The organism is Ralstonia sp. TCR112 (genome assembly GCF_007997035.1).
GTDB lineage: Bacteria > Pseudomonadota > Gammaproteobacteria > Burkholderiales > Burkholderiaceae > Ralstonia > Ralstonia edaphi.
The window spans coordinates 1-22,629 of record NZ_VOSS01000019.1 but is presented as its reverse complement, the minus strand read 5'-3'; the positions used below and the strand labels follow the sequence as shown (position 1 = coordinate 22,629).

Sequence of the window (22,629 nt, the reverse complement as noted above, 5' to 3'; positions counted from 1 at the left end):
ACGAATTCAATCTAGTGGCCCGATGGGCCGAGGGGAGCCGCAATGGAAGTCAAGGAACACGCGATCGGCGAAGACACCGGCGGGGAGGAATACCTGGCCTTCACGCTGGGCCGCGAGGAATACGGCATCGACATCCTGAAGGTGCAGGAGATCCGCGGCTACGAGACCGTCACGCGCATTGCCAATGCGCCCGATTTCATCAAGGGTGTGATCAACCTGCGCGGCATCATCGTGCCGATCGTTGATCTGCGCATCAAGTTCCAGCTCGATCGCGTCGAGTACAACCAGTACACCGTCGTGATCATCCTGAACCTGATGGACCGCGTGGTCGGCATCGTCGTGGATGGCGTGTCGGACGTGCTGACGCTGCAAAGCCAGCAGATCAAGCCGGCGCCGGAGTTCTCGGGCGCGCTGGACACGGAGTACATCCGCGGCCTGGGTTCGATCGACGAGCGCATGCTGATCCTGGTGGACATCGAGCGTCTGCTGATGTCGGCCGACATGGCACTGTGCGACGAAGCGGAAGCTGCCTGATCGCGACATGAATCCAGCTGGGGCGCGGCGCACGTGCCCACAGCGATTGAGGCCGGGCCGAAGGGGCCCGGTGGGCGACAAGACACCGAAACAACAGGTGCGGCGCCGTTAGGGGAGGGAAGCATGTTCAGCAAAATGACCATCCGGCTCCGCTTGGGGCTGATGATGGCGGGCATTGGTGTGCTCGCCGTCATCGTAGGCGTGACGGGCCTGATCGGCATGCGACACGCCAACATCCGCGTGCAGGACGGCTATGCCGTGCAGCTGGCGGGCACCGTGGCATTGGCCGAATCCGATTCCAACCTCCTGAGCTTCCGCATCGTGCTCGATCGTGCAGCCATGGCGCCCAACGCGCCCGGCATGGAAAAGACGATCGAGCGCGCCAAGATGTTCCTCGACAAGTCCGACGCCGCCTGGAAGCGCTACCGCGCGCTGCCCACCACGGCAGACGAGCGCAAGCTGGCCGACGAGGCCCAGGGCCTGCGCGATGCCTTCGTGCGTGACGGCGCACAGGTGTTGATGCAAGCCGTGCAGGCACACGACGAGGCGCGCATCAACAAGACGGTCATGGACGTCATGCCGGCGCTGTACCGCCCCCTTGGCGACAAGGTCACGGCGCTTAACCGCCTGCAGATGGACACGGCCAAAGCCAGCTACGAAGCCAGCCAGACCGAGCATCACAATCTCAGCGCCCTCACCACGGGCCTGCTGCTGGGCGGCATTCTGGTGGGCGGGCTGCTGACGTGGGCGCTGCGCCGGTCGATCACGGTACCGCTGCTGCGCGCCATCGAACAGGCCGAACACATTACGCAGGGCGACCTTACACACACCATCCAGGTAGACCGCGCCGACGAAACCGGCCGCCTGCTGCATGCGCTGCAACGCATGCAGGACAGCCTGCAGAAGATGGTGGGGCAGGTGCGCTCGGGCTCCGACTCCATTGCCAGTGCCACGCAGCAGATCGCGGCCGGCAACGCAGATCTCTCGCAGCGCACGGAGCAGCAGGCTTCGGCGCTGGAAGAAACCGCGTCGAGCATGGAAGAACTGACGAGCATCGTGCGTCAGAACGCAGACAACGCGCGCCAGGCCAGCACGCTGGCCGGCAACGCATCGGACATCGCCGTCAAGGGCGGTGAAGTCGTCGGCCGGGTGGTGGACACCATGGCCGGCATCAACGACAGCAGCAAGAAGATCGCCGACATCATCGGCGTGATCGAAGGCATTGCCTTCCAGACGAACATCCTGGCGCTGAACGCTGCGGTGGAAGCGGCCGCGCGGGCGAGCAGGGCCGGGGCTTTGCCGTGGTGGCGGGCGAGGTGCGCAGCCTGGCGCAGCGCTCGGCCACGGCAGCCAAGGAAATCAAGGAGCTGATCAGCGATTCGGTCGGCCGCGTTGAAAACGGCACCACGCTGGTGGCAGAGGCGGGCAGCGTCATCGACGAGGTGGTCGTTGCCGTCAAGCGCGTGACCGACATCATGGGCGAGATCAGCTCTGCATCGGACGAACAAAGCGCCGGCATCGAGCAGATCAACCAGGCCGTCACGCAGATGGACGAAGGCACGCAGCAGAACGCCGCGCTGGTGGAGCAAGCCGCCGCCGCTGCGATGTCGCTGCAGGAGCAGGCAAGCGGCCTGCGCCAGGCTGTGGCGGCGTTCCGTGTGCAAGCCGGCACGCAGGCAAAGGCGGTCCCGGCCGTGCCCGTGGCTGCTCGCGCGGCTGCCAAGCCGGCGCCGAAGGCCAAGGCCGCACCGCGCCGTGCCGCCAAGCCGAAGGCCCCGGCACGCAATACCGCTGAACCCGTCGCGCAGACCGCCGCTGCATCCGCAGCACCGGCCGGCGCCAAAGAACAACAACGCGAGCGCACCGCCGCCGCTGCCGTCACCAAAGCGGCTGCGTCAGCGCCCAAGTTGCCCGTACCCAAGCTCGTTGCCGCGGGCGGCGACGATAGCGACTGGGAGACCTTTTGACCATGTATGCACGGGATCTTCGCTGCTCGCGAAAGCTCTCTCGTGTGTGTTTGTGGTGTGCAGCCTGCCCTCTGGGGCAGGTTTTTTTTTGCCTGGGCTAGTGCCCGCTGAAGCCGGGGTGACCCCCCACTGAAGTGGCATGACCCCATGGCGGTTCTAAAGAGCCGTCCTCTCGGAACCGATAGCGGTTAGAGGGGCATATAAGAAACGAGGGGTAGACAGATGACGGGTTGGATCAAGCGCTTGCCGGTGTCCACGATGCTGACAGGCGGATTCCTGATTGTGGCGGCCATGGGCGCAGCCATCGGCGGGTTGGGCATCTACACGATCACGCAGCTGACCAAAGCCAGTGAAGAACTGGCACAAAAGCAGATGCGCGCTATCACGCAGATGGGCACTGCGGCCAACAGCCTGGCGCATGCCAGCCGTGCGCAGACGGCGCTGCTGATTGCCACCACGCTCAGCGAGCGCAAGACGCTCAGCGGGCAGATTGCCGACAGCATGCAGCACCTGAAAGACGGTGTGGAGAACGTGCGCCCGCTGTTTACCTCGGACGAAGGCAAGAAGATGATCCGCGAGGTCGATGCCATCTACCCCGTCTGGGGCAAGCGCATGACCGACTTCGTGGCACTGATGGACAAGCAGGGCCTGGACCCGACCCAGTTCGACAGCCGCGTCACCGCAGAGAACGTCGGCTTGCTCGATGACACTGCCGCGTTTGAAAAGACGCTCGACAAGATGGTCAAGCGTGTGGAGGAGGTCTCCGCCGCGTCCACCGTCAAGGCTCACGACGACGCACACCGCTCGCGCCTGGTGATGATGGTGATGGCCTGTGCGGGCGCGTTGCTCGGCATCGTGCTCGGCCTGGTCATTGCGCGCCGGCTGTCTCGCCAGCTGGGTGGCGAACCGTCGTACGCGGCCGAGATTGCCCGCCGCATTGCCGCCGGCGATCTGGCCGTGCACGTGCAGACCCGCCCCGGCGACCACGACAGCATGCTCTTCGCCATGGCGCAGATGCAGCAGCAACTGACCGGCACGATCACCAACATCAAGCGTTCCGCCGATTCCATTGCCAGCGCCACCAAGCAGATTGCCGCCGGCAATGCCGACCTCTCGCAGCGCACGGAAGAGCAGGCATCCTCGCTGGAGGAAACCGCTTCCAGCATGGAAGAACTCACCAGCATCGTGAAGCAGAACGCCGACAACGCGCGCCAGGCCAGCCAGCTGGCCGGCAGCGCGTCGGACATCGCCGTCAAGGGCGGTGAAGTGGTGGGCCGCGTGGTCGAAACCATGGCCGGCATCAACGACAGCAGCAAGAAGATCGCCGACATCATCGGCGTGATCGAAGGCATTGCCTTCCAGACCAACATCCTCGCCCTGAATGCCGCCGTGGAAGCCGCGCGGGCGGGCGAGCAGGGCCGCGGGTTTGCGGTGGTGGCGGGCGAGGTCCGCAGCCTGGCGCAGCGCTCGGCGACGGCGGCCAAGGAGATCAAGGAGCTGATCGGCGATTCCGTCGGCCGTGTGCGCAACGGGTCGGCCCTGGTGGCCGAAGCCGGTACGGTCATTGAGGAGGTCGTGGTGGCCGTGCGCCGCGTGACCGACATCATGGGCGAGATTTCCGCTGCGTCGGACGAGCAAAGCGCCGGCATCGAGCAGGTCAATCAGGCGGTGAATCAGATGGACGAGGTCACGCAGCAGAACGCCGCGCTGGTCGAGCAAGCCGCCGCCGCGGCCCTGTCGCTGGAAGAGCAGGCCCAACTGCTGCGCAATGCGGTGGCGACGTTCCGCACCGATGCTTCGGCCGAGTTGGCCGTCGGGGCGCCGGCCGTGGTTTCGGCGCCGGCCGCACGCAGCGAGGTCCGCCCTGCAAAGACCGAAATGGTGCCCGCCGTGGCGCGCGCCCTGGCTTCGCGAAAGGCGGCCAAGCCGCCGTGTCCCCGGAGACGGCCCCGGAGCAGGCGCCCGCCGCCGCGCAAGCTAAAAAAGCGCATCACGAAGCACATTTAACGGTTGCACCGGTGGTTGCCGCGGTCGCCGCGGCTGCCGTTTCCGAGGCCGCCGTGGCCCCGGCCCTCAAGCTGAGCGCCGGTTCTGCCGATGAAGATGACTGGAGCACCTTCTGACGCCAGCCCCGCCAACAGCAAACTTGGCGCGGCCCGCGGAAACGGTACCCGCCAACGACTGAGAGCGGGCATCAAGACTCGCCAAACACGGGGTTAGTTATCCATGGCAGCACAAAATTTGGCGCCAGTTTCGCCGACGCTCGCGTCGCGTGAGTTTTCCTTCACCGCCGAAGATTTCGGCCGCATCCGCGACCTGATCTACCGCCGCGTCGCATTTCACTGTCCGACCGCAAGAGCGAAATGGTCTACAGCCGCCTGGCGCGACGCCTGCGTGTCGTGAACCTCGGCTCGTTCCGCGACTACCTGGACGCGCTGGAAAAAGGCCACCTGCCCGACGAGTGGGAGGCCTTCACCAACGCGCTGACCACCAACCTGACCGCGTTCTTTCGCGAGCAGCACCACTTCCCGATCCTGCACGAGCACGCCAAGGCCAAGCGCACGCCGTTTAGCGTGTGGTGCTCGGCGTCTTCGACGGCGAAGAGCCGTACTCGATCGCCATCACGCTGGCCGAGGCCTTTGGCTCGATGTCGCCCAGCCAGGTGAGCGTGATCGCCTCCGATGTGGATACCAACGCGCTGGCGCGCGCCCGCGCCGGCATCTACCCGATGGAGCGTGTCGCGGCCCTGTCGCCCGAGCGCCTGAAGAAATATTTCCTGCGCGGCACCGGCAAGCAGGAGGGCTATGCCCGCGTGCGGCCCGAGCTGCAGGCCATGATCGACTTCCGGCAGATCAACCTGCTCGACCGCGATTGGCCGCTGCAGCAGAAGTTCGACGTGATCTTCTGCCGCAACGTGATGATCTATTTCGACAAGCCCACGCAGGCCAAGATTCTTGAGCATTTCATCGACGTGATGAAACCCGACGGCCTGCTGTTTGCCGGCCATTCGGAGAGCTTCCTGCAGGTCACCAAGGCGTGGACGCTGCGCGGCAAGACCGTGTATGAGGTCGCGCCCGAGCTGCGCGCCAAGATGGGGGCACGATGATCGAATTCGGCAAACGCGCGACCCCGCAATCGGCGGCCGAGCCCGTGCGCAGCGATAGCGGCATGAGCAGCGGCATGAGCGCGGGCGCCATGGCCACGCTTGCGCAATCGTCCGCCAGCACGCACGCGTACTACGACACCACCTTCGGCCGGCGCGCCATGAAAGTGCTGCCCGGCGAGTATTCCGTCACCACCGAAGACCTGATGCTCGTCACGGTGCTCGGCTCGTGCGTCTCCGCCTGCGTGCGCGACAAGACCCTCGGCATTGGCGGCATGAACCATTTCATGCTGCCTCGCGCAATGAAGGGGAATCGATCCTGTCGCCGTCCATGCGCTATGGCACGCACGCCATGGAGGTGCTGCTCAACCAGCTCTACAAGGCCGGCGCCAAGCGCGAGCGCCTCGAGATCAAGGTGTTTGGCGGCGCCGCCGTGCTGGCCGGCATGAGCACGCTCGACGTGGGCGAGCGCAACGGCAAGTTCGTACTCGAATTCCTGCGCAACGAAGGCCTGACGGTCGCCGCCAAGGACCTCTTTGACGTGCACCCGCGCAAGGTGTATTTCGTCCCGTCCACCGGTCAGATCATGGTGCGCAAGCTGCGCTCGCAGAACTCGGCGGCCGACCTGGACAGCGAGGCGCAATACGCCAGCAAGCTGTCGAAGTCCATCACGACCAAGCCTGCCTCGCGCCTCCAACTCTTTACCTAGGAGACCGCTGAAAAACGATTCTGACGGCCCAGCGCCGCCTTGCCGTGCGACTTGTACCGTCTGCGTCGGCACTGATCCATCAGAACCGCTTCGCTTCGTTTTGCAACGGTCTCAACATTCCAGAAGACTTGCTCCCGAACATGAACGACAAACGCAAGATTCAGGTGCTGTGCATCGACGATTCCGCACTGATCCGCAGCATCCTGAAGGAGATCATCAACAGCCAGCCGGACATGGAAGTGGTGGGTGTGGCGCCCGATCCGATCATCGCGCGCGACCTCATCAAGCAGACCAATCCGGACGTGCTCACGCTGGACGTCGAAATGCCGAAGATGGACGGCCTCGACTTCCTGGAAAAACTCATGCGCCTGCGCCCGACGCCGGTGGTCATGATCTCTTCGCTGACCGAGCGCGGCTCTGAGGCCACGCTGCGCGCGCTGGAGCTGGGTGCAGTCGATTTTGTCGCCAAGCCCAAGCTGGGCATGCGCGACGGCATGAACGAATACGCCGACCAGATTGCCGACAAGATCCGGGCAGCGGCCCGGGCACGGCTGCGTCCGCGCACTGCAACACCGGTTGCGGCGACCGCCTCGGCAACGGCAGCGGCGCCCGGCGCACACGTTCGCGCGGACCACGCAGCGGTATCCCCGGCACCTGCGCGTACCCATTTCTCGTCGACGGAAAAGCTCATCATCGTGGGCGCTTCCACCGGCGGCACCGAGGCCATCAAGGATTTCTTGCTGGAAATGCCGCCCGACTGCCCCGGCATCCTGATCGTGCAGCACATGCCGGCGGGTTTCACCACGTCGTTCGCCAAGCGGCTGGACGGCCTGTGCCGCATCCGTGTGAAAGAAGCCGTGCACGGCGAGCGTGTGCTGCCCGGCCACGCCTACATTGCCCCGGGCGACATGCACCTGTCGCTCGGCCGCAGCGGCGCCAACTACGTCACCGAGCTGGACCAGGGACCGCCGGTCAACCGCCATCGCCCGGCGGTGGACGTGCTGTTCCGCTCCGCCGCGCGCAACGCCGGGGCCAACGCCCTGGGCGTCATCCTCACCGGCATGGGCAAGGATGGTGCGGTGGGCATGCTGGAAATGCGCAACGCCGGCGCCTACAACGTGGCCCAGGACGAGGCTTCCTGCGTGGTCTACGGCATGCCCAAGGAGGCCGTGGCCCATGGCGGCGTGCACGAAGTCCTGCCGTTGTCGCAGATCGGCCCGCACGTGCTGGCCAAGCTGTCGGCGCATGGTCGTGTGACGCGCGTATAACACGTCACTTTGCGGGTACATTGGTTGCGGGGCGCAGCAGTCGGGCGCCCCGCACCGTTCCAGCGCTCAAGAATCGGCCACAGGCGCCGATAAGATTGCCAAGGAAGCCCGAAAACCCCCCAATTCAGTAAGTTTGCGGAGATTGTGTCCATGGACAAGAGCCAGTACCGATTCCTCGTCGTCGACGATTTCCCGACGATGCGCCGGATCGTGCGTAACCTGCTCAAGGAACTCGGTTTTGCCAACGTCGACGAGGCCGAAGACGGCGCCGCCGGCCTGGCCAAGGTCAAGGAAGGCCGGTTCGATTTCGTGATCTCGGACTGGAACATGCCCAACATGGATGGCCTGCAGATGCTGCAGAGCATCCGTGCCGACGCCAACACCGCCATCAGCAAGCTGCCGGTGCTGATGGTGACGGCCGAGGCCAAGAAGGAAAACATCATCGCCGCCGCCCAGGCCGGAGCCAACGGCTACGTGGTCAAGCCCTTCACGGCTGCCACGCTGGACGAAAAGCTGGGCAAGATTTTCGAGAAGCTCGAAAAGGGGGCGTGATGAGCGAGATGCACGATGGCGCCCCGGCGCCGGCGGCCGAAGGTGCAGACCACGGCGACATGCCCGAAATGCTCCAGCGCATCGGCCATCTCACGCGCATGCTGCGTGAAAGCATGCGCGAGCTGGGCCTGGACAAGGGCGTTGAGAAGGCCGCCTCGGCCATTCCCGACGCACGCGACCGCCTGAACTACATCGCCAACATGACCGAGCAGGCGGCCACCCGCGTGCTCAACGCCATCGACGCCGCGCGGCCCGTGCAAGACGCGCTGGAGTCCGACGCCGAGGCGCTGGTCAACCGCTGGCAGTCGTGGATGGACCGCCAACTGGGCGACGAAGAGATTCGCGCGCTCGTCGGCCAGACCAACGGCTTCCTGCGCAGCGTCCCGGAAAAGACGCGCGACACGAACCAGCAGCTCATGGAAATCCTGATGGCCCAGGACTTCCAGGACCTGACCGGCCAGGTGATCAAGAAGGTGCTGGACGTTGTCCAGCTCATCGAAAGCCAGCTCGTCGGGATCCTGCTCGACAACGCGCCGGAACACCTGCGTGTGGAAGCCGCGCAGGTTGCGACGACGCTGCTCAACGGCCCGCAGATCAATCCGGACCATCCGGACGTGGTCGCCAACCAGGAACAGGTCGACGACCTGCTGGAAAGCCTCGGGTTCTGAACCCGCATTGCCTGGCCCTCGCAGCCGCGAGGGCCGGCACGTCTTCTGCCGAACCCCGAGCGGGCGGCATCAACGTCAACTGCTTGCAGAGAACTGCCGCAAGCGCGTTGCCATTCCGGCCGACATCCAAGGCCGACCTCCAGCGCCCACGATCAGCGCATCCACCCGCGAGAGCACCGGTGCAAGCATCCGTTGCCCGGCGGCGTGGCCTGCGGCCATGATCGCCGCGCCAAGGCCGTTGACGTCGTCTACGTCGCGAGCGATCAGGGTCACGCCATGCGGCCCATGCGCAGGCAGACCCGTTTGCGGATCGAGCACGTGATGGAACCGCCGACCGTTGCGCATGAAGTAACGCTCGTAGTCTCCGGATGACGCCACAACCCCGTCGCTGAGGCCGACGACGCCCAGCAGCCGCTGCGGCGCAAGTGGATCGCGCAGGCCGATGCGCCATGCATGTCCTTGCAGCTTTCCGCTGGCCACCACATCACCGCCACCGTTGATCATGGCGTCGCGTATGCCGTGTTCCCGTAGTACGCGCATGCCTGCCTGGAGGATGGGCAGCTTGGCAATGCCACCCAGATCCAGCTTCATGCCTTGGCGCCGCAAGTAAGCGCTGCCGTTGTGCTCGTCCACAACAACGTCCCGATAGTTGACGAAGCGCCGCTCACGCGCCAACTCCGTGGGGCTCGGGATGCGGCCGTGCTCGGGCTCAAAGTTCCAGCCCGAGTACGCGCCGACGGTGATATCGAAGGCCCCGCCACTTTGCTCCGAGACCTGTCTGGCGCGCTTGAGCACCGTCATGACTTCCCGCGCCACCGGCACGGGGTTCCGCCCCGCGGCGCGTGCCAGTGCGCTGACCTGGCTGTCGGGCCGGTAGCGGCTCATCAAGCATTCGAGCCGCGCCATCTCCGCAAAGGCAGCGGGGATGGCGGCAGCGGCGGCGCCCGGTGTCGCGCCTTGCGCAACGATATCGACTTGCGTGCCGAGCAAGCGCGTGGATGCACGCTCGACCAAAGGGTCTGCCAGCGCGGGCCGTACGAACATGCCGACCGCCAGCAGCGGCACCCCGGCTAGGCAGCGCCGCCGGGCTAGGTTGGAAGGAGGCAGGGGATGCATGGCATTACTGCGACTTCGCCACCATGTAGTCAACCGCAGCCTTGATGGCATCGTCCGGCAAGGTCGATCCGCCGCGGGCGGGCATGGACCCTTTGCTGCCGTTGAACCCCTCCAGCGCGTGCTTGTAAAGGGTGTCCTTGCCTTGTGCGATGCGCGGGCCCCAGTCGGCCTTGTCACCGGGCTTTGGCGCCCCGGCCACCCCTGCGGCGTGGCACATCGAACAGACGTTGCCGAACGTGCGCTTGCCCAGCACATTCTCGGGCTCCGCCGCTGCAGCAACCGTCGCTGCAGCAGGGGGTGCACTGGTTTGCGCCGGTGCGGGTGCCGCAGGGGCGGAAGCCGACGGCGCGGCGGGTTCCTTCTGACCGCACGCTGCAAGAACGGCAGCGCAAATCAGCATCAGGCCTAGGGTGGTTTTCGTGCGCATGGAAATCTCCTTGAGTCGGCGCGGGTTCCGAAATGAACACGAATCGCATTCTGTACGCTCCCTTCCCATAAAGATGTATAAAAAATGCGTTTTTCAAGAATCTGTGACGAAAGTCAATTGCTTCGGCTGCCTGCACCCTGAAGATGCCACTTGCCGAGAAGGTCAGAGCGCAGATGTGAGCCGGCATCTTTCCGCCCGGCTTTGTGAAAACCGATAGAGGAATCGATACAGGGATCGATGATGACCAAGCACCAACAATCGCCATCCACGCAGCAGGAAGAAGCGCTGAGCGTACCGGGGCGGCGTCGCTTCATGAACAGCGCAGCGCTCGCCGGGTTGGCAACGGTGGTGGCATGCACAGACAAGGGCACGCCCGCTGCAGCACCCGCCGCATCTGCCAGTGCGCCCGCCGCCGCGGCCGCCGGGGAACACGTCATTGCGGGCTTGCATCCGAAGCCGGGTGAACTCGACACCTATTACGGCCTGTGGAGCGGCGGACATACCGGCGACATGCGCGTCATGGGCATGCCCTCGGGCCGCGAAATCCACCGCATTCCGATGTTCGTGCCGGATGCGCTGGTCGGCTGGGGCATCACGAACGAATCGAAGAAGGTGATGGGCACCAAGCCCGACGCAGTCTGAAGTACACGGTGGGCGATACCCACCACGTGCATGCCTCGTACAAGGATGGCAATTACGACGGCCGCTATGCGTGGATCAACGACAAGATCAACTCGCGCCTGGGGCGTGTGCGGCTCGACTATTTCATCTGCGACAAGATCACCGAACTGCCCAACGTGCAGGGCTTCCACGGCATCTTCCCGGACAAGCGCGACCCGCTCGACCCGAAGATCAACTACACGACGCGCGTGTTCTGCGGCGGCGAATTTGCGATCCCGCTACCGAACACCGCAGGCATCGACGACCCGTCCAAGTACCGCTCGCTGTTCACCTGCGTAGATGCCGAAAGCATGGAGGTGCGCTGGCAGGTGCTGATCGACGGCAATTGCGATCTCGTCGCAACGTCGTACGACGGCAAGCTGGCCGCAACCAACCAGTACAACACCGAGATGGGCGTGCACTACGAAGACATGATGTCTGCCGAGCGCGACGCCTGCCTGTTCTTCAACATTGCGCGCATTGAAGCGGCGGTCAAGGCCGGCAAGTTCAAGACCATCGGCGACTCCAAGGTGCCGGTGGTGGACGGCACGCACGCGGCCAACCAGGATCCGAAGACGGCGCTGACCGCCTATGTGTCGGTGCCGAAGAATCCGCACGGCGTCAATGCCAGCCCAGACCAGAAGTACTTCGTCTGTGCCGGCAAGCTCTCGCCCACCGGTACCGTGATCGAGCTGTCCCGCGTGCTGGACTGGTTCGACGGCAAGCTCGCCAAGATCGACGACGCCATCGTGGCGGAGGTGGAACTTGGGCTCGGGCCGTTGCATACCGCGTTCGACGGGCGCGGCAATGCATACACGACGCTGTTCCTCGACAGCCAGATCGTGAAGTGGAACATCGATGCCGCGATCAAGTTCCACAACGGTGACAAGAACGCGAAGTACGTGGTCGACCGCCTCGACGTGCACTACCAGCCGGGCCACCTGAACGCATCGCAATCCGAAACGGTGGCCGCCGATGGCAAATTCCTTGCCGTGGGCTGTAAGTTCTCCAAGGACCGCTTCCTGCCCGTTGGCCCACTGCACCCGGAAAACGAACAGTTCATCGACATCTCGGGCGAGAAGATGGTGCTGCTGCAGGACCACCCGATCCGCAGCGAGCCGCACGACTTCATCATCTTCAAGCGCGAGCTGCTGCACCCGAAGCAGGTCTACTCGCTGGACGATTTCCCGCTCGCCACCAAGGATCCGAAGCAATCCGGCGTGGTGCGCAATGGCAAGAAGGTGACGGTGCGCCTGACGTCGCAGGCACCGGCGTACAGCCTGCGCGAGTTCAAGCTGAAGAAGGGCGACGAGGTCACGCTGATCCTCACCAACCTCGACAAGGTCGAGGACTTGACGCACGGCTTCGCCATTCCGAAATACAACATCAACTTCATCGTCAACCCGCAGGAAACCGCATCGGTCACGTTCATTGCCGATAAGCCCGGCGTGTTCTGGTGCTACTGCACGCATTTCTGCCATGCACTGCATCTTGAAATGCGCAGCCGCATGATTGTTGAGGCCTGATCCCGAGGGCAGGCGCGCGTGCCCGGGTGCGGGCCCGCGCGCCCCACGAACTCCAAGATGCCATCCCCAAAACAAGGGTTCGCGGCGTGGGTCGCTGCGTTCCTCCTGATGCTGTTCATGGGCGTGCAGCCGGCGCAAGCGGGCCGCGGCGCCTATGAAGCCGAGTTGCCTGCCAACCTGGCCGAGGCCAAGGACCTGTGCTCGCTTGTACCGTGCGCCGACGTGTTTCCCGGCGCGGTGCGTTTCTCCGAACGGATGGGGCAACCACCGTATGTAGAAGCGTACGGCGCAGCGCAAGGCGGCAAGGCGCCCCTGCTGGGCTACGTGATGCTGTCCACCGACATCACGGACATTCCGGCCTATTCAGGCAAGCCCGTGGTGACGCTGATCGGCATGGACCGGCAAGGCCGCTATGTCGGCATCAAGGTCCTGAAACACTCCGAGCCGATCCTGCTGCTCGGGATTCCCGAGTCTGCGCTGCTGAACTTCAACAAGCAGTACATCGGCAAGTCGGTCAAGGACAAGATCGAAGTCGGCCAGTCGCGGCCTGACGAAGGTGTGCTGGGCGTCGATGCGATCTCGGGCGCCACCGTGACCGTGATTGCGCAGAACCAGGTGCTGGCGACAGCCACGTCTTCGGTGGCGCGGCAAGTCGGCATTCTTGCGCCCACGCGCCACGAGCCCGCGCGCTATGCGCAGACCGGGCAGCGCGCTGCCTGGGCGGAGCTGGTCAAGCAGGGCAGCGTGCGGCGCTTGCTGATCCGGCCTGAGCAGCTTGGTCTGGAACGCGCGCCGGAACCGTTCATTGAACTGTGGTTTGGTGATCTCAATCATCCGGATCTGGGTGCGAGCCTGCTCGGCCAGTCCGCGTGGAACGATCTGCACGCGCAGCTCAAGCCGAACGAGCATGCAATCTTCGTCATCCGCACCGCGGGCGCCGCGTCGTTCAAAGGATCGGGCTTCGTGCGCGGCGGCATCTATGACCGCATCCAGATCAAGCAAGGCGCGGAGTCCTTCACCTTCCGCGATTCGGACTACCTGAACCTCTATGGCCTGGCAGCCCCAGGCGCGCCGGCCTACACCGAGTCGGCCATCTTCGTGGTGCGCTCGCCAGCGTTCTCGGCGGCATATCCGTGGAAGCTTTCCTTCCTGGGCAACCGCGTCGATCGGGCCACCGGCACGCGCAGCTTCGTCACGTTCGATGCCCCGTACTGGATGCCCGAAGCGCTGCTGCAGGGCGGCCACCCGCATATCGACGAGCCGGAGGCACCCTGGCGACGGGTCTGGCGTACACGCGCGCCGCAGATCGCACTGTTCATCGCGCTGCTCGTTTCGGTGGGCGTGGTGTACGCGCTGCGCGAGCGCCTGACGCGCCGCTCCACGCACAAGAACAAATGGCCGGTGAATGCCTTCAAGTACACCGCGTGGGCACTGAGCATCGGCTTCGTGGGCTTTGGTGCGATGGCGCAGCCGTCGATCACGCAAGTGCTGACCTGGTTCCACTCGCTGCTGTTCCAGTGGACGTGGTCGTTGTTCCTGACCGATCCGTTCATCTTCTGCTTCTGGATCTTCATCATCCTGACGGTGTTCCTGTTTGGGCGGGGGCTGTTCTGCGGATGGCTGTGCCCGTTCGGCTCGCTGTCGGAAGCGCTGTACAAGATCGGCGGAAGGCTCGGCCTCAAGCGCTGGCAGCGTCATCTGCCGCGTGCCTGGCACGACAAGCTGAAGTGGCTCAAGTACGCCATCTTCTTCGGCCTGCTGACGGTGTCGGTGTTCTCGATGGGGCTGGCCGAGAAGCTTGCCGAGGTGGAACCGTTCAAGACGACATTCCTTGTCGGCATCAGCCACCGCGCGTGGCCCTACGGCCTGTTTGTCTGCACGCTGCTCGGGATCTCGTTGTTTGTGGAGCGCCCGTACTGCAAGTACATCTGCCCGCTGGGCGCCGCGCTTGCCATGCCGAGCACCTTCCGCTGGTTTGGCCTGCGCCGCAAGCAGGACTGCAACAGTTGCAAGGCGTGTGCCGTGGGTTGCGGCTCATTGGCGATCGACGCGGATGGCCGCATCGACCACCGCGAATGCCTGCACTGCCTCGACTGCATGGTGCTGTACACCGACGTCAAGGGATGCCCGCCGCTGGCCAAGGAGCGCAAGCGCCGCGAGCGCGACGGGCTGGAGATCACCCCCATCGGCAAGGACGGCTACTTCATTCCCATCCAGCCGGTGCCGATGAGCCCGCGCGTGGCACAAGGCCCCGACCCGCGCATGCCGACCGATCGCATGGTGCCATCCGGACGCGAAGGCGCGCGTGGCCTGCGTTGGCTGATGCTGGAAGTGCGCGATCACCTGTGGCCGTGGAGCAGCAAGGGCTGGGCGTCTGCGCGCGGCCTGCAGATCGCGGGCGCTTCGCTTGCGCTGGCGGCAAGCGTGGCGTGGGTCCTGGCCGCGATGGGCCAGCTGTCGTCGGGCGCCGTCATCGCATGGTGGTTCGGCTGGAGCGTGTATGAGGTGCTGATCCGCCTGGCAGGTCGACGCTACGTCAAGGACGGCCCGTGGTGGCAAGCCAACTATCGGCGTGCAACCGTCATGGACATGCTGAGCTACGTCGGCTTCAAGAACCTGCTGATCGGCGCCGCGTTGTTCCTGGCCCTGAAGGCGCTGGGGTGGCTGCAGGTATGAGATGGCTGCCGGTGTTGCTCGTGGTCTGCGGCTGGCTCGCGGTTGCCCAGGGCGCTCGGTGCGCCCAGGCATTCGCGGGGGCAACGGTGCGCGTGGCGGCAGGGCAGTCGCTGCAGGCGGCCATCGACGCAGCACATCCGCGCGACGTGCTCGAGATCGAGCGCGGCATGTACACCGGCAACCTCGTCATCAACAAGCCTCTGACGCTGCGCGGCCTCGATCGCCCGACGCTCAGTGGCGGCCAGCGCGGCGACACGATCCGCATCAGCGCACCGGACGTCGTCATCGAGGGCCTGATCGTTCGTGATTCGGGCGACAGCCTGAAAGACCAGAACGCAGGCATCAACATCCTGCCCGGTGCGCATCGGGCCGTGGTGCGCCAGTGCGAGCTGACCTACAACCTGTTTGGCTTGTGGATCGAGAAAGCCAACGACGTGCGCATCGAGGCCAACACCATCACCGGCAAGCGCGACTACAACTCTGCGCAGCGCGGCAACGGAGTGGAGCTGTACAACACGCAAGGCGCACGCATCATCGGCAACAACATCAGCTTCGTGCGCGATGCGCTTTACGTGGACGTATCGCATCACGCCGTGTTCAAAGGCAACCGGCTTCACCACAGCCGCTATGGCACGCACTACATGAACTCCTACTACAACCTGTGGGAGGACAACGACAGCTATGCCAACCGGGGCGGCCTGGCCTTGATGGAAGTGCGCGACCAGATCGTGCGCAACAACCGCACCTGGGGCAATGCGGACCACGGGATCATGCTGCGCACGCTGCAGGATTCGGTGGTGGAGAACAACGTGGTGGCCGACAACGATCGCGGCTTCTTCATCTACGACGTTGAATACACGCAACTGCGCGGCAACCTCATCGTCGGCAACCAGGTGGGCGTGCACCTGTCGGCGGGTTCCACACGCAACGTGGTCCAAGGCAACGACTTCATCGGCAACCGCGAGCAAGTCCGCTACGTGGGCGCGCGTGACGAGGCATGGGGTGCCCGTACGGCGGCCGAGCGCAGGCAGGGCAACTTCTGGAGCGACTACCTCGGCTGGGACCGCGACGGCGATGGCATTGGCGATTTGCCTTACGAGGCCAACGACGTCGTAGACCGGCTGATCTGGCGCCACCCCGGTGTGCAACTGCTGCTGGCGAGCCCGGCGGTGCAGGCACTCAGGTTCGTCAGCCGGCAGTTTCCGATCCTGCGTGTGCCGAGCGTGGTCGACGCCTATCCGCGCATGCAACCCGCGAACCCCCATTGGAGCACCTGGCGTGACAGATCCCTTTCACGTTGACGAGACTGCCGCCATTTCACTGCGCGGCGTCAGCAAACACTATGGCGCCGTGCGCGCGGTCGACGGCGTTGACCTGGACGTCGGCTACGGCGAGCTGTTCGGCCTGATCGGGCACAACGGTGCCGGCAAGAGCACGCTCTTCAAGATGATGCTGGGGCTGATTCCCGCCACCACCGGCAGCATCCGCGTGGCCGGCGCATCGGTGCGCGGCGCCGCGTTCCGGGCGGCCCGGCGGCAGATCGGTTACCTGCCCGAGAACCTCGTCCTGTACGACAACCTGAGCGGGCTGGAGACCTTGCGGTTTTTCGCCCGGCTCAAGGGCGCACCGGCGGCCGATTGCGCGCCGCTGCTTGCCCGCGTGGGGCTTGCGGGTGCGGCCGACAAACCGGTGCGTGCCTACTCCAAGGGGATGCGGCAGCGCCTCGGATTTGCGCAGGCGCTGTTGGGTACGCCACGCGTTCTTTTCCTCGATGAGCCGACGAATGGTCTGGACCCGGCGGCCATTCACGACTTTTACGCCACGCTGCAAGGATTGCGCGAGCAGGGCGTCACGATCCTGATCACATCGCACATCCTGGCCGAGCTGCAGCAGCGCATCGACCGCCTTGCCATCCTGGCTGACGGCCGCGTCCTTGCACTTGGCAGTGTCGCTGCACTGCGCGCTCGCGCCGATCTGCCCCTGACGCTGGCCGTGCGGGTCGAGGCCGGCGCGCGCAGCGCACTGTGGGCGCAACTCTCGCCCTTGTGCGCACACGGCGCAGAGATCGTCGACGGGCAGGCCGAGCACGAGATGCTGCTGCGCTGCAGCCGCTCGCTCAAGATGGACGCCCTTCAGGCACTGCAGCCGCTGGGCGGGCGCCTGCTCGATCTGCAGATCCACGAACCGTCGCTCGAAGACGTGTTCTTCGGCCTCAGGCAAACGGAGGCCGCATGATCGGCATCGAATATCGGCAGGTGGCCGCCGTCGCCGCCAAGGAGCTGCGCGATCGTCTGCGCAACCGGTGGGTGCTTGCGGTGGCCGTCGTGTTTGCGGTGTTCTCGCTCGTGATCAGCTACTTTGGCGGCGCCGAGCAGGGCACGCTCGGCCCGCGCTCCATCGAGTTCGTCATCACCAGCCTGGTCAGCCTCGTGATCTACCTGATCCCGCTGATTGCCCTGTTGCTCGGGTTCGACGCGGTTGTCGGCGAGCGCGAGCGCGGCTCGCTCGATCTGCTGCTGGCACTGCCGCTCACACGCGTGGAACTGCTGCTGGGCAAGTACCTCGGGCTCGCCGCGGCGCTCACGCTGTCCACGCTGGGCGGGTTCGCGCTGATGGCGGTGCTCCTGTGGCACCAGTTCGGCGGGGCGGGGCTGTATCAGGCGGCCGGCTTCGTGCTGAGTTCAGTGCTGCTTGGGCTCGTCTTTCTGAGCCTGGCGCTGTGCGTTTCCGTCGTCAGCCGTGAACGCACGCGGGCTTCAGGCGCCGCCATCGCGCTGTGGTTTGGCTTCGTGCTGGTGTTCGACCTGTTGCTGCTCGGCCTGTTGGTGGCCACCGGCGGCAGCTTTGGCGGCCAGGTGCTGGCGTATCTGCTGTTGCTCAACCCCACCGACATTTTCCGCATCCTCAACGTGTTTTCGCTGGACCAGCTGCGCGGCCTGCATGGCCTCGTCAGCATCGTGCCGCCTGCCCTGGGCAACCCATGGGCAATGGGCGGGGCGATGCTGGCGTGGATTGCCGCGCCGCTGGCGCTGGCCGCCTGGAGATTCCGCACATGAACCCGGATCGTCGCCGCCTGCTGGCGGCTGCCCTGGCCGGATCGGCCACCCTCGTCGGCCTGGCTGCCTGTGGCCGGCAGGCCGAAGCCACCCTTGTCCCCGCTGAAGCCGACGCGGCCACCACCTGCGACCTGGACGGCATGCTTGTGGCGGAGTATCCCGGGCCCAAGGCGCAGCTCTATTACCAGGGCGACGCAACGCCGCACTGGTGCTGCGATACCGTGGAAATGTTCAACACGCTGCTCAAGCCGGAGCAGGCGCGGCCGATCCGGGCGGCGCTTGTGCAGGACATGGGCCAGGCCGACTGGGACCATCCTCGTGGCCACTGGTTTGATGCCAGGACCGGCTATTACGTGTTCGGCAGCCGGCGCCGCGGCTCGATGGGGCCGACGGTCGCCAGCTTCCGGCTGGAAGCCGATGCCCGCGCGTTCATGGCACGCGACGGCGGCAAGCTGCTGCGCTACGCCGAAGTGACGCCCGACATGGTGGACCTCAGCGGCGGCGCGTTGCACGACGGGCGCATGTAGCCATGCGGCTGCGTCGATCAGGCTTGACGGCAATGGTTCTGCTGGCGGCCTCGCTCTGGTGGTATGGCGTGCATGCGAGCCGCCGCGTCGAGCCCGAGATCCCCACCGAGATCTGCTTTGTCGCAGCGCCCACGCCCTATGACCCGCGCTCCGGCGTCGCGCCCGATGCGCCGCGCGCCATCCCGCCCCACGCACGTTGCCCGGTCTGCGGCGCATTTCCGTCGCGCGTGCCGGACTGGGCAGCCCAGGTGATCTTTGCCGATGGCGATGCGTACTTCTTCGACTCGCCCTTGAGCCTGTTCATCTACTTGCGCAACCTGCCGCGCTACGCCGCCGGCCGGCAGGCCACTGACATTGCCGCGGCCTATGTGCGCGCGGTGGGCGACGGGCGCTGGATCGCCGCGCTGCAGGCCGTCTACGTATGGGGCTCCGATGTGCCCGGGCCGATGCGCAGGGGCAATCTGCCGGCCTTCCAGAATCACACCGATGCGCGCGCTTTCATTGCGCGCCATGGCGGATCGGTCATGGGTTCCGCCGGCATTACCGCAGAACGCCTGCGGGCGTTGGAGCCCACGCAGCCCCATCCGGCCGGTCAGCACACCTAGCGCACGCAGGCTGGTGGGCCGAGCAGGCTTGATTGCACCGGAGGGCCCATGTTGGCGTGGTTCCCGAGGCTTTCTGTCGATAAGCCGCCCCAGAGGCCGCTTTTTCGGCGCTTCAATGGGCGGGGGTGCCTTGGATAATGCGACGGTCGGCCAACCTGCCGGCCTGTTCCATCCACCCCTCGCACGCCCGGCATGTCCGAAGAAAGCGATCTCGAAAAAACCGAACCAGCCTCTCCGAGGCGCCTCGAGCAGGCGCGCGAGGAAGGCGACGTTCCCAGATCACGGGAACTGGCTTCGTTCGCCCTCACGGCGGTGTCCGCGGGCGGTTTGTGGGTGATGGGCGACTCGATCGTGCGGGCTGCATCGTCGTTTCTGGCGCGCTGCCTGGAATTCCACCGGTACAACTACACGAGCGGGCAGGACCAGTGGAACTACGTCACGGGTCAGTTCATGCCGCTGGCCCTGGCGCTGGGCGGGCTGATGCTGATGCTGGTGATTGCCGCGCTGTCGCCGCTGGCGCTCACGCGCGGGGCCATTTCGTTCAAGCCGCTGGCCCCCGATATTTCGCGCCTGTTCAAGCTGCAGGGGCTGACGCGCATGTTTTCGATGGAGGGGCTGATGGAGCTGCCCCGCCTGCTGATCAAGCTGTTCCTGATTGCCGGCGTGGGTTGGCTGCTGGTCCGGTATTACCGGGGCGACCTGATCGAACTGCCGCAGCAGGACCTGGGCGTGGCCATGCGCGACACCCTGCACGTGGCCGGCGTGGCCTTCCTCTGCATGGCGGCGGTGATGATGCTGGTGGCGGCCGTGGATGTGCCGCTGTCGTTGTGGCAATACGCGCGCAAGCACCGCATGACCAAGGAAGAAGTGCGCAAGGAGCACCGCGAGTCCGAAGGCGATCCGCACGTCAAGGGCCGCATCCGCAACCTGCAGCGCCAGGCCGCGCAGCGCCGCATGATGGCCGACGTGCCCAAGGCCGATGTGATCGTCACCAACCCGACGCACTACGCCGTGGCGCTGCGCTATTCCGAGAAGGAAGGCGGCGCGCCGCGCGTGCTGGCCAAGGGCGCCGACATGGTGGCGGCCAAGATTCGGGAGCTGGGGACGGAGCACAAGATTCCCATTCTGGAAGCGCCCCCGCTGGCCCGTGCGCTGTACCGCCATACCGAAATCGGCCACCAGATTCCCGAAGCGCTGTACGCCGCCGTGGCCGAAGTGCTTGCCTATGTCTACCAGCTGCGCCGCCTGCACCAGGTGGGCGGCCGTGTGCCGGTGCGCCCGACCGACCTGCCGGTACCCGCCGATATGGACCCGGGGCCGCAGCCCGGCCCGGACGGCGCCGATGACGACGTCACCGGCAACGCTTAGGGGATCGGCGATCCCCAACGGTGATGTTTTCGCCGCCGAGACCCCGACTGGCGCTATCGCACCACGACGTTATATCGACCCGGGCGGTGCCACGCGATCACCATCGCGCTCATGGCAACTGCACTCAGCGCCGACCAGCCCACACGGCCGGTCGGAATCACCAAAAGCGATGTCAGCAGAATCATCGAGTCGATGGCCACCTGCACGATCCCCGCATTGATTCCCCGCGTGCGCTGCAGCCAGAGCGTCAGAACGCCCGTGCCGCCCACGCCGGAGCCATGCCGGGCGAGCGCCAACACCCCCATGCCGTTGAGCGTTCCGCCCACCACCGCCGCAAACAGCGGGCTCTCAAAATCGATGTGTAACGCCTGCCGCGTCACTGCAAGCAGGAGGGTGATGCCACAACTGGCCAGCGTCGACTTGATGGCAAAACGCGGGCCCATGACGAAATAGGCGAACACGAAAAACGGCACGTTGACCAACGTGAAAATGGTGCCGACCGACAGCGGCGCCACGTACGACACGAGCAACGCGATCCCTGCAATGCCACCGGTCACGAGTCCGGCTGCGCTGAGCAGCACCACCCCCGTCACGATGAACATCATGCCGACGGCCATGCCGTAGACGTCTTCGAGCATCGTGTGCCGGGCGGCATGGGGAGGGCTTGATGCTACGGAGCTGCTTGCGTGATGAAGCTGATGGTCCATGGCGCCGCTCATCGGATGAACGGCCGGTCCGGCAAACAACCATGGATGTCCGGTAATCCAGAGGTGGGGTGCTTCATTGAACGTTGCCTATGATCGGGTTGGTGCATCCACGCACCGGACAATGCACCGCCTTCGTGCGACGGTGCCTGGATCCGGGTCTTGTGGGCGGCGTTTCAAGATGATTTGCAAGTCCCATACCCAGCATCCCTGGCGGCATGGCGCATACGACCAGGCCGCTGCGGCAGCGCAAGGGTGTCGAAAGGGGTGCGGTTGAGGGACGGGATGGGTACAGCCCATTTGCGTACGCGATTCTGTATGAAAGTCTGGTACGACGCACCCCCAGACCCCCTTGGCGGCATGAAGGGGTAGAAGCGCCCCCCCCCCGGTGGGAGGGTATTTCAGAGAAAAGCCGCCTTTTGGGCGGCTTTCTCACGTCTTCGATTTGGCAGCCCCCACGGCAAGATGGCACCCATCGAAAAGCCCCCCGCTGCACGACCCGCCAATGAACGCCGCACTGCTCCGAGTCACCGACATCCTGCGCAAGGGCGACTACCGCTCCGCCGCGGGCCCGGTGCTCATCATCCTGATCCTGGCGATGATGGTGCTGCCATTGCCGCCGTTCATCCTCGATCTACTGTTCACCTTCAACATCGCGCTGTCGATCATCGTGCTGCTGATCAGCATGCACACGCTCAAGCCGCTGGATTTCTCGTCGTTCCCGAGCATCCTGCTGATTACCACGCTGATGCGGCTGTCATTGAACGTGGCGTCCACGCGTGTGGTGCTGATGGAAGGCCACACCGGCCCCGACGCCGCCGGCAAGGTGATCGAGGCCTTCGGCCACTTCCTGGTGGGCGGCAACTACACCGTCGGCATCGTGCTGTTCGTCATCCTGGTGATCATCAACTTCATGGTGATCAGCAAGGGCGCGGGCCGCATCGCCGAGGTCAGCGCGCGCTTCACGCTCGATGCGATGCCCGGCAAGCAGATGGCGATCGACGCCGACCTGAACGCCGGCCTGATCCGTGAGGACGAAGCCCGCAAGCGCCGCACGGCCATCGCGCAGGAAGCCGAATTCTTCGGCTCCATGGACGGTGCGAGCAAATTTGTGCGCGGCGATTCGGTGGCCGGTATCGCCATCCTGCTGATCAACATCGTCG

General features: G+C 65.2%; 16 protein-coding genes and 4 pseudogenes. 17 read left to right on the top strand and 3 right to left on the bottom strand.

Features of this window, described 5'->3' with window-relative positions:
- Positions 1-42 precede the first annotated feature (42 nt).
- The 8 genes and pseudogenes from FUT88_RS06945 (at position 43) to cheZ (ending at position 8,801) form a co-directional block, all read left to right on the top strand.
- Positions 43-534, top strand: a complete 492-nt coding sequence (locus FUT88_RS06945) for a chemotaxis protein CheW (RefSeq protein WP_147214363.1) — start codon at positions 43-45, stop codon at positions 532-534.
- Between the two features lie 123 nt (positions 535-657).
- Positions 658-2,501: pseudogene (locus FUT88_RS06940) on the top strand (Tar ligand binding domain-containing protein).
- Positions 2,502-2,723: 222 nt separating this feature from the next.
- Positions 2,724-4,508: a methyl-accepting chemotaxis protein gene (locus FUT88_RS06935; protein WP_325205663.1), complete on the top strand. Its 1,785-nt coding sequence runs from the start codon at positions 2,724-2,726 to the stop codon at positions 4,506-4,508.
- A 219-nt stretch (positions 4,509-4,727) separates the two neighbouring features.
- A pseudogene (locus FUT88_RS06930) lies at positions 4,728-5,607 on the top strand (CheR family methyltransferase).
- Positions 5,608-5,696: 89 nt separating this feature from the next.
- Positions 5,697-6,313, top strand: a pseudogene (cheD, locus tag FUT88_RS06925) (chemoreceptor glutamine deamidase CheD).
- Between the two features lie 140 nt (positions 6,314-6,453).
- Entirely contained in the window at positions 6,454-7,581 is a 1,128-nt protein-coding gene (locus tag FUT88_RS06920; protein ID WP_147214362.1) for a chemotaxis response regulator protein-glutamate methylesterase, read from the top strand.
- Between the two features lie 150 nt (positions 7,582-7,731).
- Complete coding sequence (gene cheY / locus FUT88_RS06915; protein WP_004627759.1) at positions 7,732-8,133, top strand: chemotaxis response regulator CheY; 402 nt, start codon at positions 7,732-7,734, stop codon at positions 8,131-8,133.
- Positions 8,133-8,801 carry a protein phosphatase CheZ gene (gene cheZ, locus FUT88_RS06910; protein WP_147214361.1) on the top strand — a complete coding sequence of 223 codons (669 nt, stop codon included), beginning with the start codon at positions 8,133-8,135 and terminating at the stop codon, positions 8,799-8,801. The genes cheY and cheZ overlap by 1 nt, the downstream gene beginning before the upstream one ends.
- A gap of 75 nt (positions 8,802-8,876) precedes the next feature.
- Here cheZ and FUT88_RS06905 read toward each other — a convergent pair whose 3' ends face one another.
- Complete coding sequence (locus tag FUT88_RS06905) at positions 8,877-9,917, bottom strand: FAD:protein FMN transferase (protein WP_147214360.1); 1,041 nt, start codon at positions 9,915-9,917, stop codon at positions 8,877-8,879.
- A 4-nt stretch (positions 9,918-9,921) separates the two neighbouring features.
- On the bottom strand, positions 9,922-10,344 hold the full coding sequence (locus FUT88_RS06900; protein ID WP_147214359.1) for a c-type cytochrome: 423 nt from the start codon (positions 10,342-10,344) through the stop codon (positions 9,922-9,924).
- 237 nt (positions 10,345-10,581) lie between these two features.
- Here FUT88_RS06900 and nosZ point away from each other — a divergent pair.
- The 8 genes and pseudogenes from nosZ to flhB all read left to right on the top strand — a co-directional run bounded on the left by nosZ (position 10,582) and on the right by flhB (position 20,762).
- Positions 10,582-12,530, top strand: a pseudogene (nosZ, locus tag FUT88_RS06895) (TAT-dependent nitrous-oxide reductase).
- Between the two features lie 57 nt (positions 12,531-12,587).
- Complete coding sequence (locus tag FUT88_RS06890) at positions 12,588-15,206, top strand: NosR/NirI family protein (RefSeq protein ID WP_186829254.1); 2,619 nt, start codon at positions 12,588-12,590, stop codon at positions 15,204-15,206.
- Positions 15,203-16,507, top strand: a complete 1,305-nt coding sequence (locus FUT88_RS06885) for a nitrous oxide reductase family maturation protein NosD (RefSeq protein WP_147214357.1) — start codon at positions 15,203-15,205, stop codon at positions 16,505-16,507. The genes FUT88_RS06890 and FUT88_RS06885 overlap by 4 nt, the downstream gene beginning before the upstream one ends.
- A complete protein-coding gene (locus FUT88_RS06880) occupies positions 16,485-17,441 on the top strand; it encodes an ABC transporter ATP-binding protein (protein ID WP_147214356.1) in 957 nt (318 codons plus the stop codon). Before FUT88_RS06885 ends, FUT88_RS06880 begins: the two co-directional genes overlap by 23 nt.
- On the top strand, positions 17,438-18,262 hold the full coding sequence (locus FUT88_RS06875; protein ID WP_147214355.1) for an ABC transporter permease: 825 nt from the start codon (positions 17,438-17,440) through the stop codon (positions 18,260-18,262). Before FUT88_RS06880 ends, FUT88_RS06875 begins: the two co-directional genes overlap by 4 nt.
- A complete protein-coding gene (locus FUT88_RS06870; protein ID WP_147214354.1) occupies positions 18,259-18,789 on the top strand; it encodes a nitrous oxide reductase accessory protein NosL in 531 nt (176 codons plus the stop codon). The genes FUT88_RS06875 and FUT88_RS06870 overlap by 4 nt, the downstream gene beginning before the upstream one ends.
- Before the next feature lie 2 nt (positions 18,790-18,791).
- Positions 18,792-19,394, top strand: coding sequence for a nitrous oxide reductase accessory protein NosL (locus tag FUT88_RS06865; RefSeq protein ID WP_147214353.1), 603 nt, complete (start codon positions 18,792-18,794; stop codon positions 19,392-19,394).
- 192 nt (positions 19,395-19,586) lie between these two features.
- Positions 19,587-20,762: a flagellar biosynthesis protein FlhB gene (gene flhB / locus FUT88_RS06860; protein WP_147214352.1), complete on the top strand. Its 1,176-nt coding sequence runs from the start codon at positions 19,587-19,589 to the stop codon at positions 20,760-20,762.
- Positions 20,763-20,815: 53 nt separating this feature from the next.
- Here the strand turns inward: flhB and FUT88_RS06855 are convergent, their stop codons facing one another.
- Positions 20,816-21,481, bottom strand: coding sequence for a YitT family protein (locus FUT88_RS06855; RefSeq protein WP_261797060.1), 666 nt, complete (start codon positions 21,479-21,481; stop codon positions 20,816-20,818).
- 490 nt (positions 21,482-21,971) lie between these two features.
- Between FUT88_RS06855 and FUT88_RS06850 the strand changes: the two genes are divergently transcribed.
- Positions 21,972-22,629 (top strand): FHIPEP family type III secretion protein (locus FUT88_RS06850; RefSeq protein WP_186829253.1); only part of this gene is annotated, 658 nt, incomplete at its 3' end.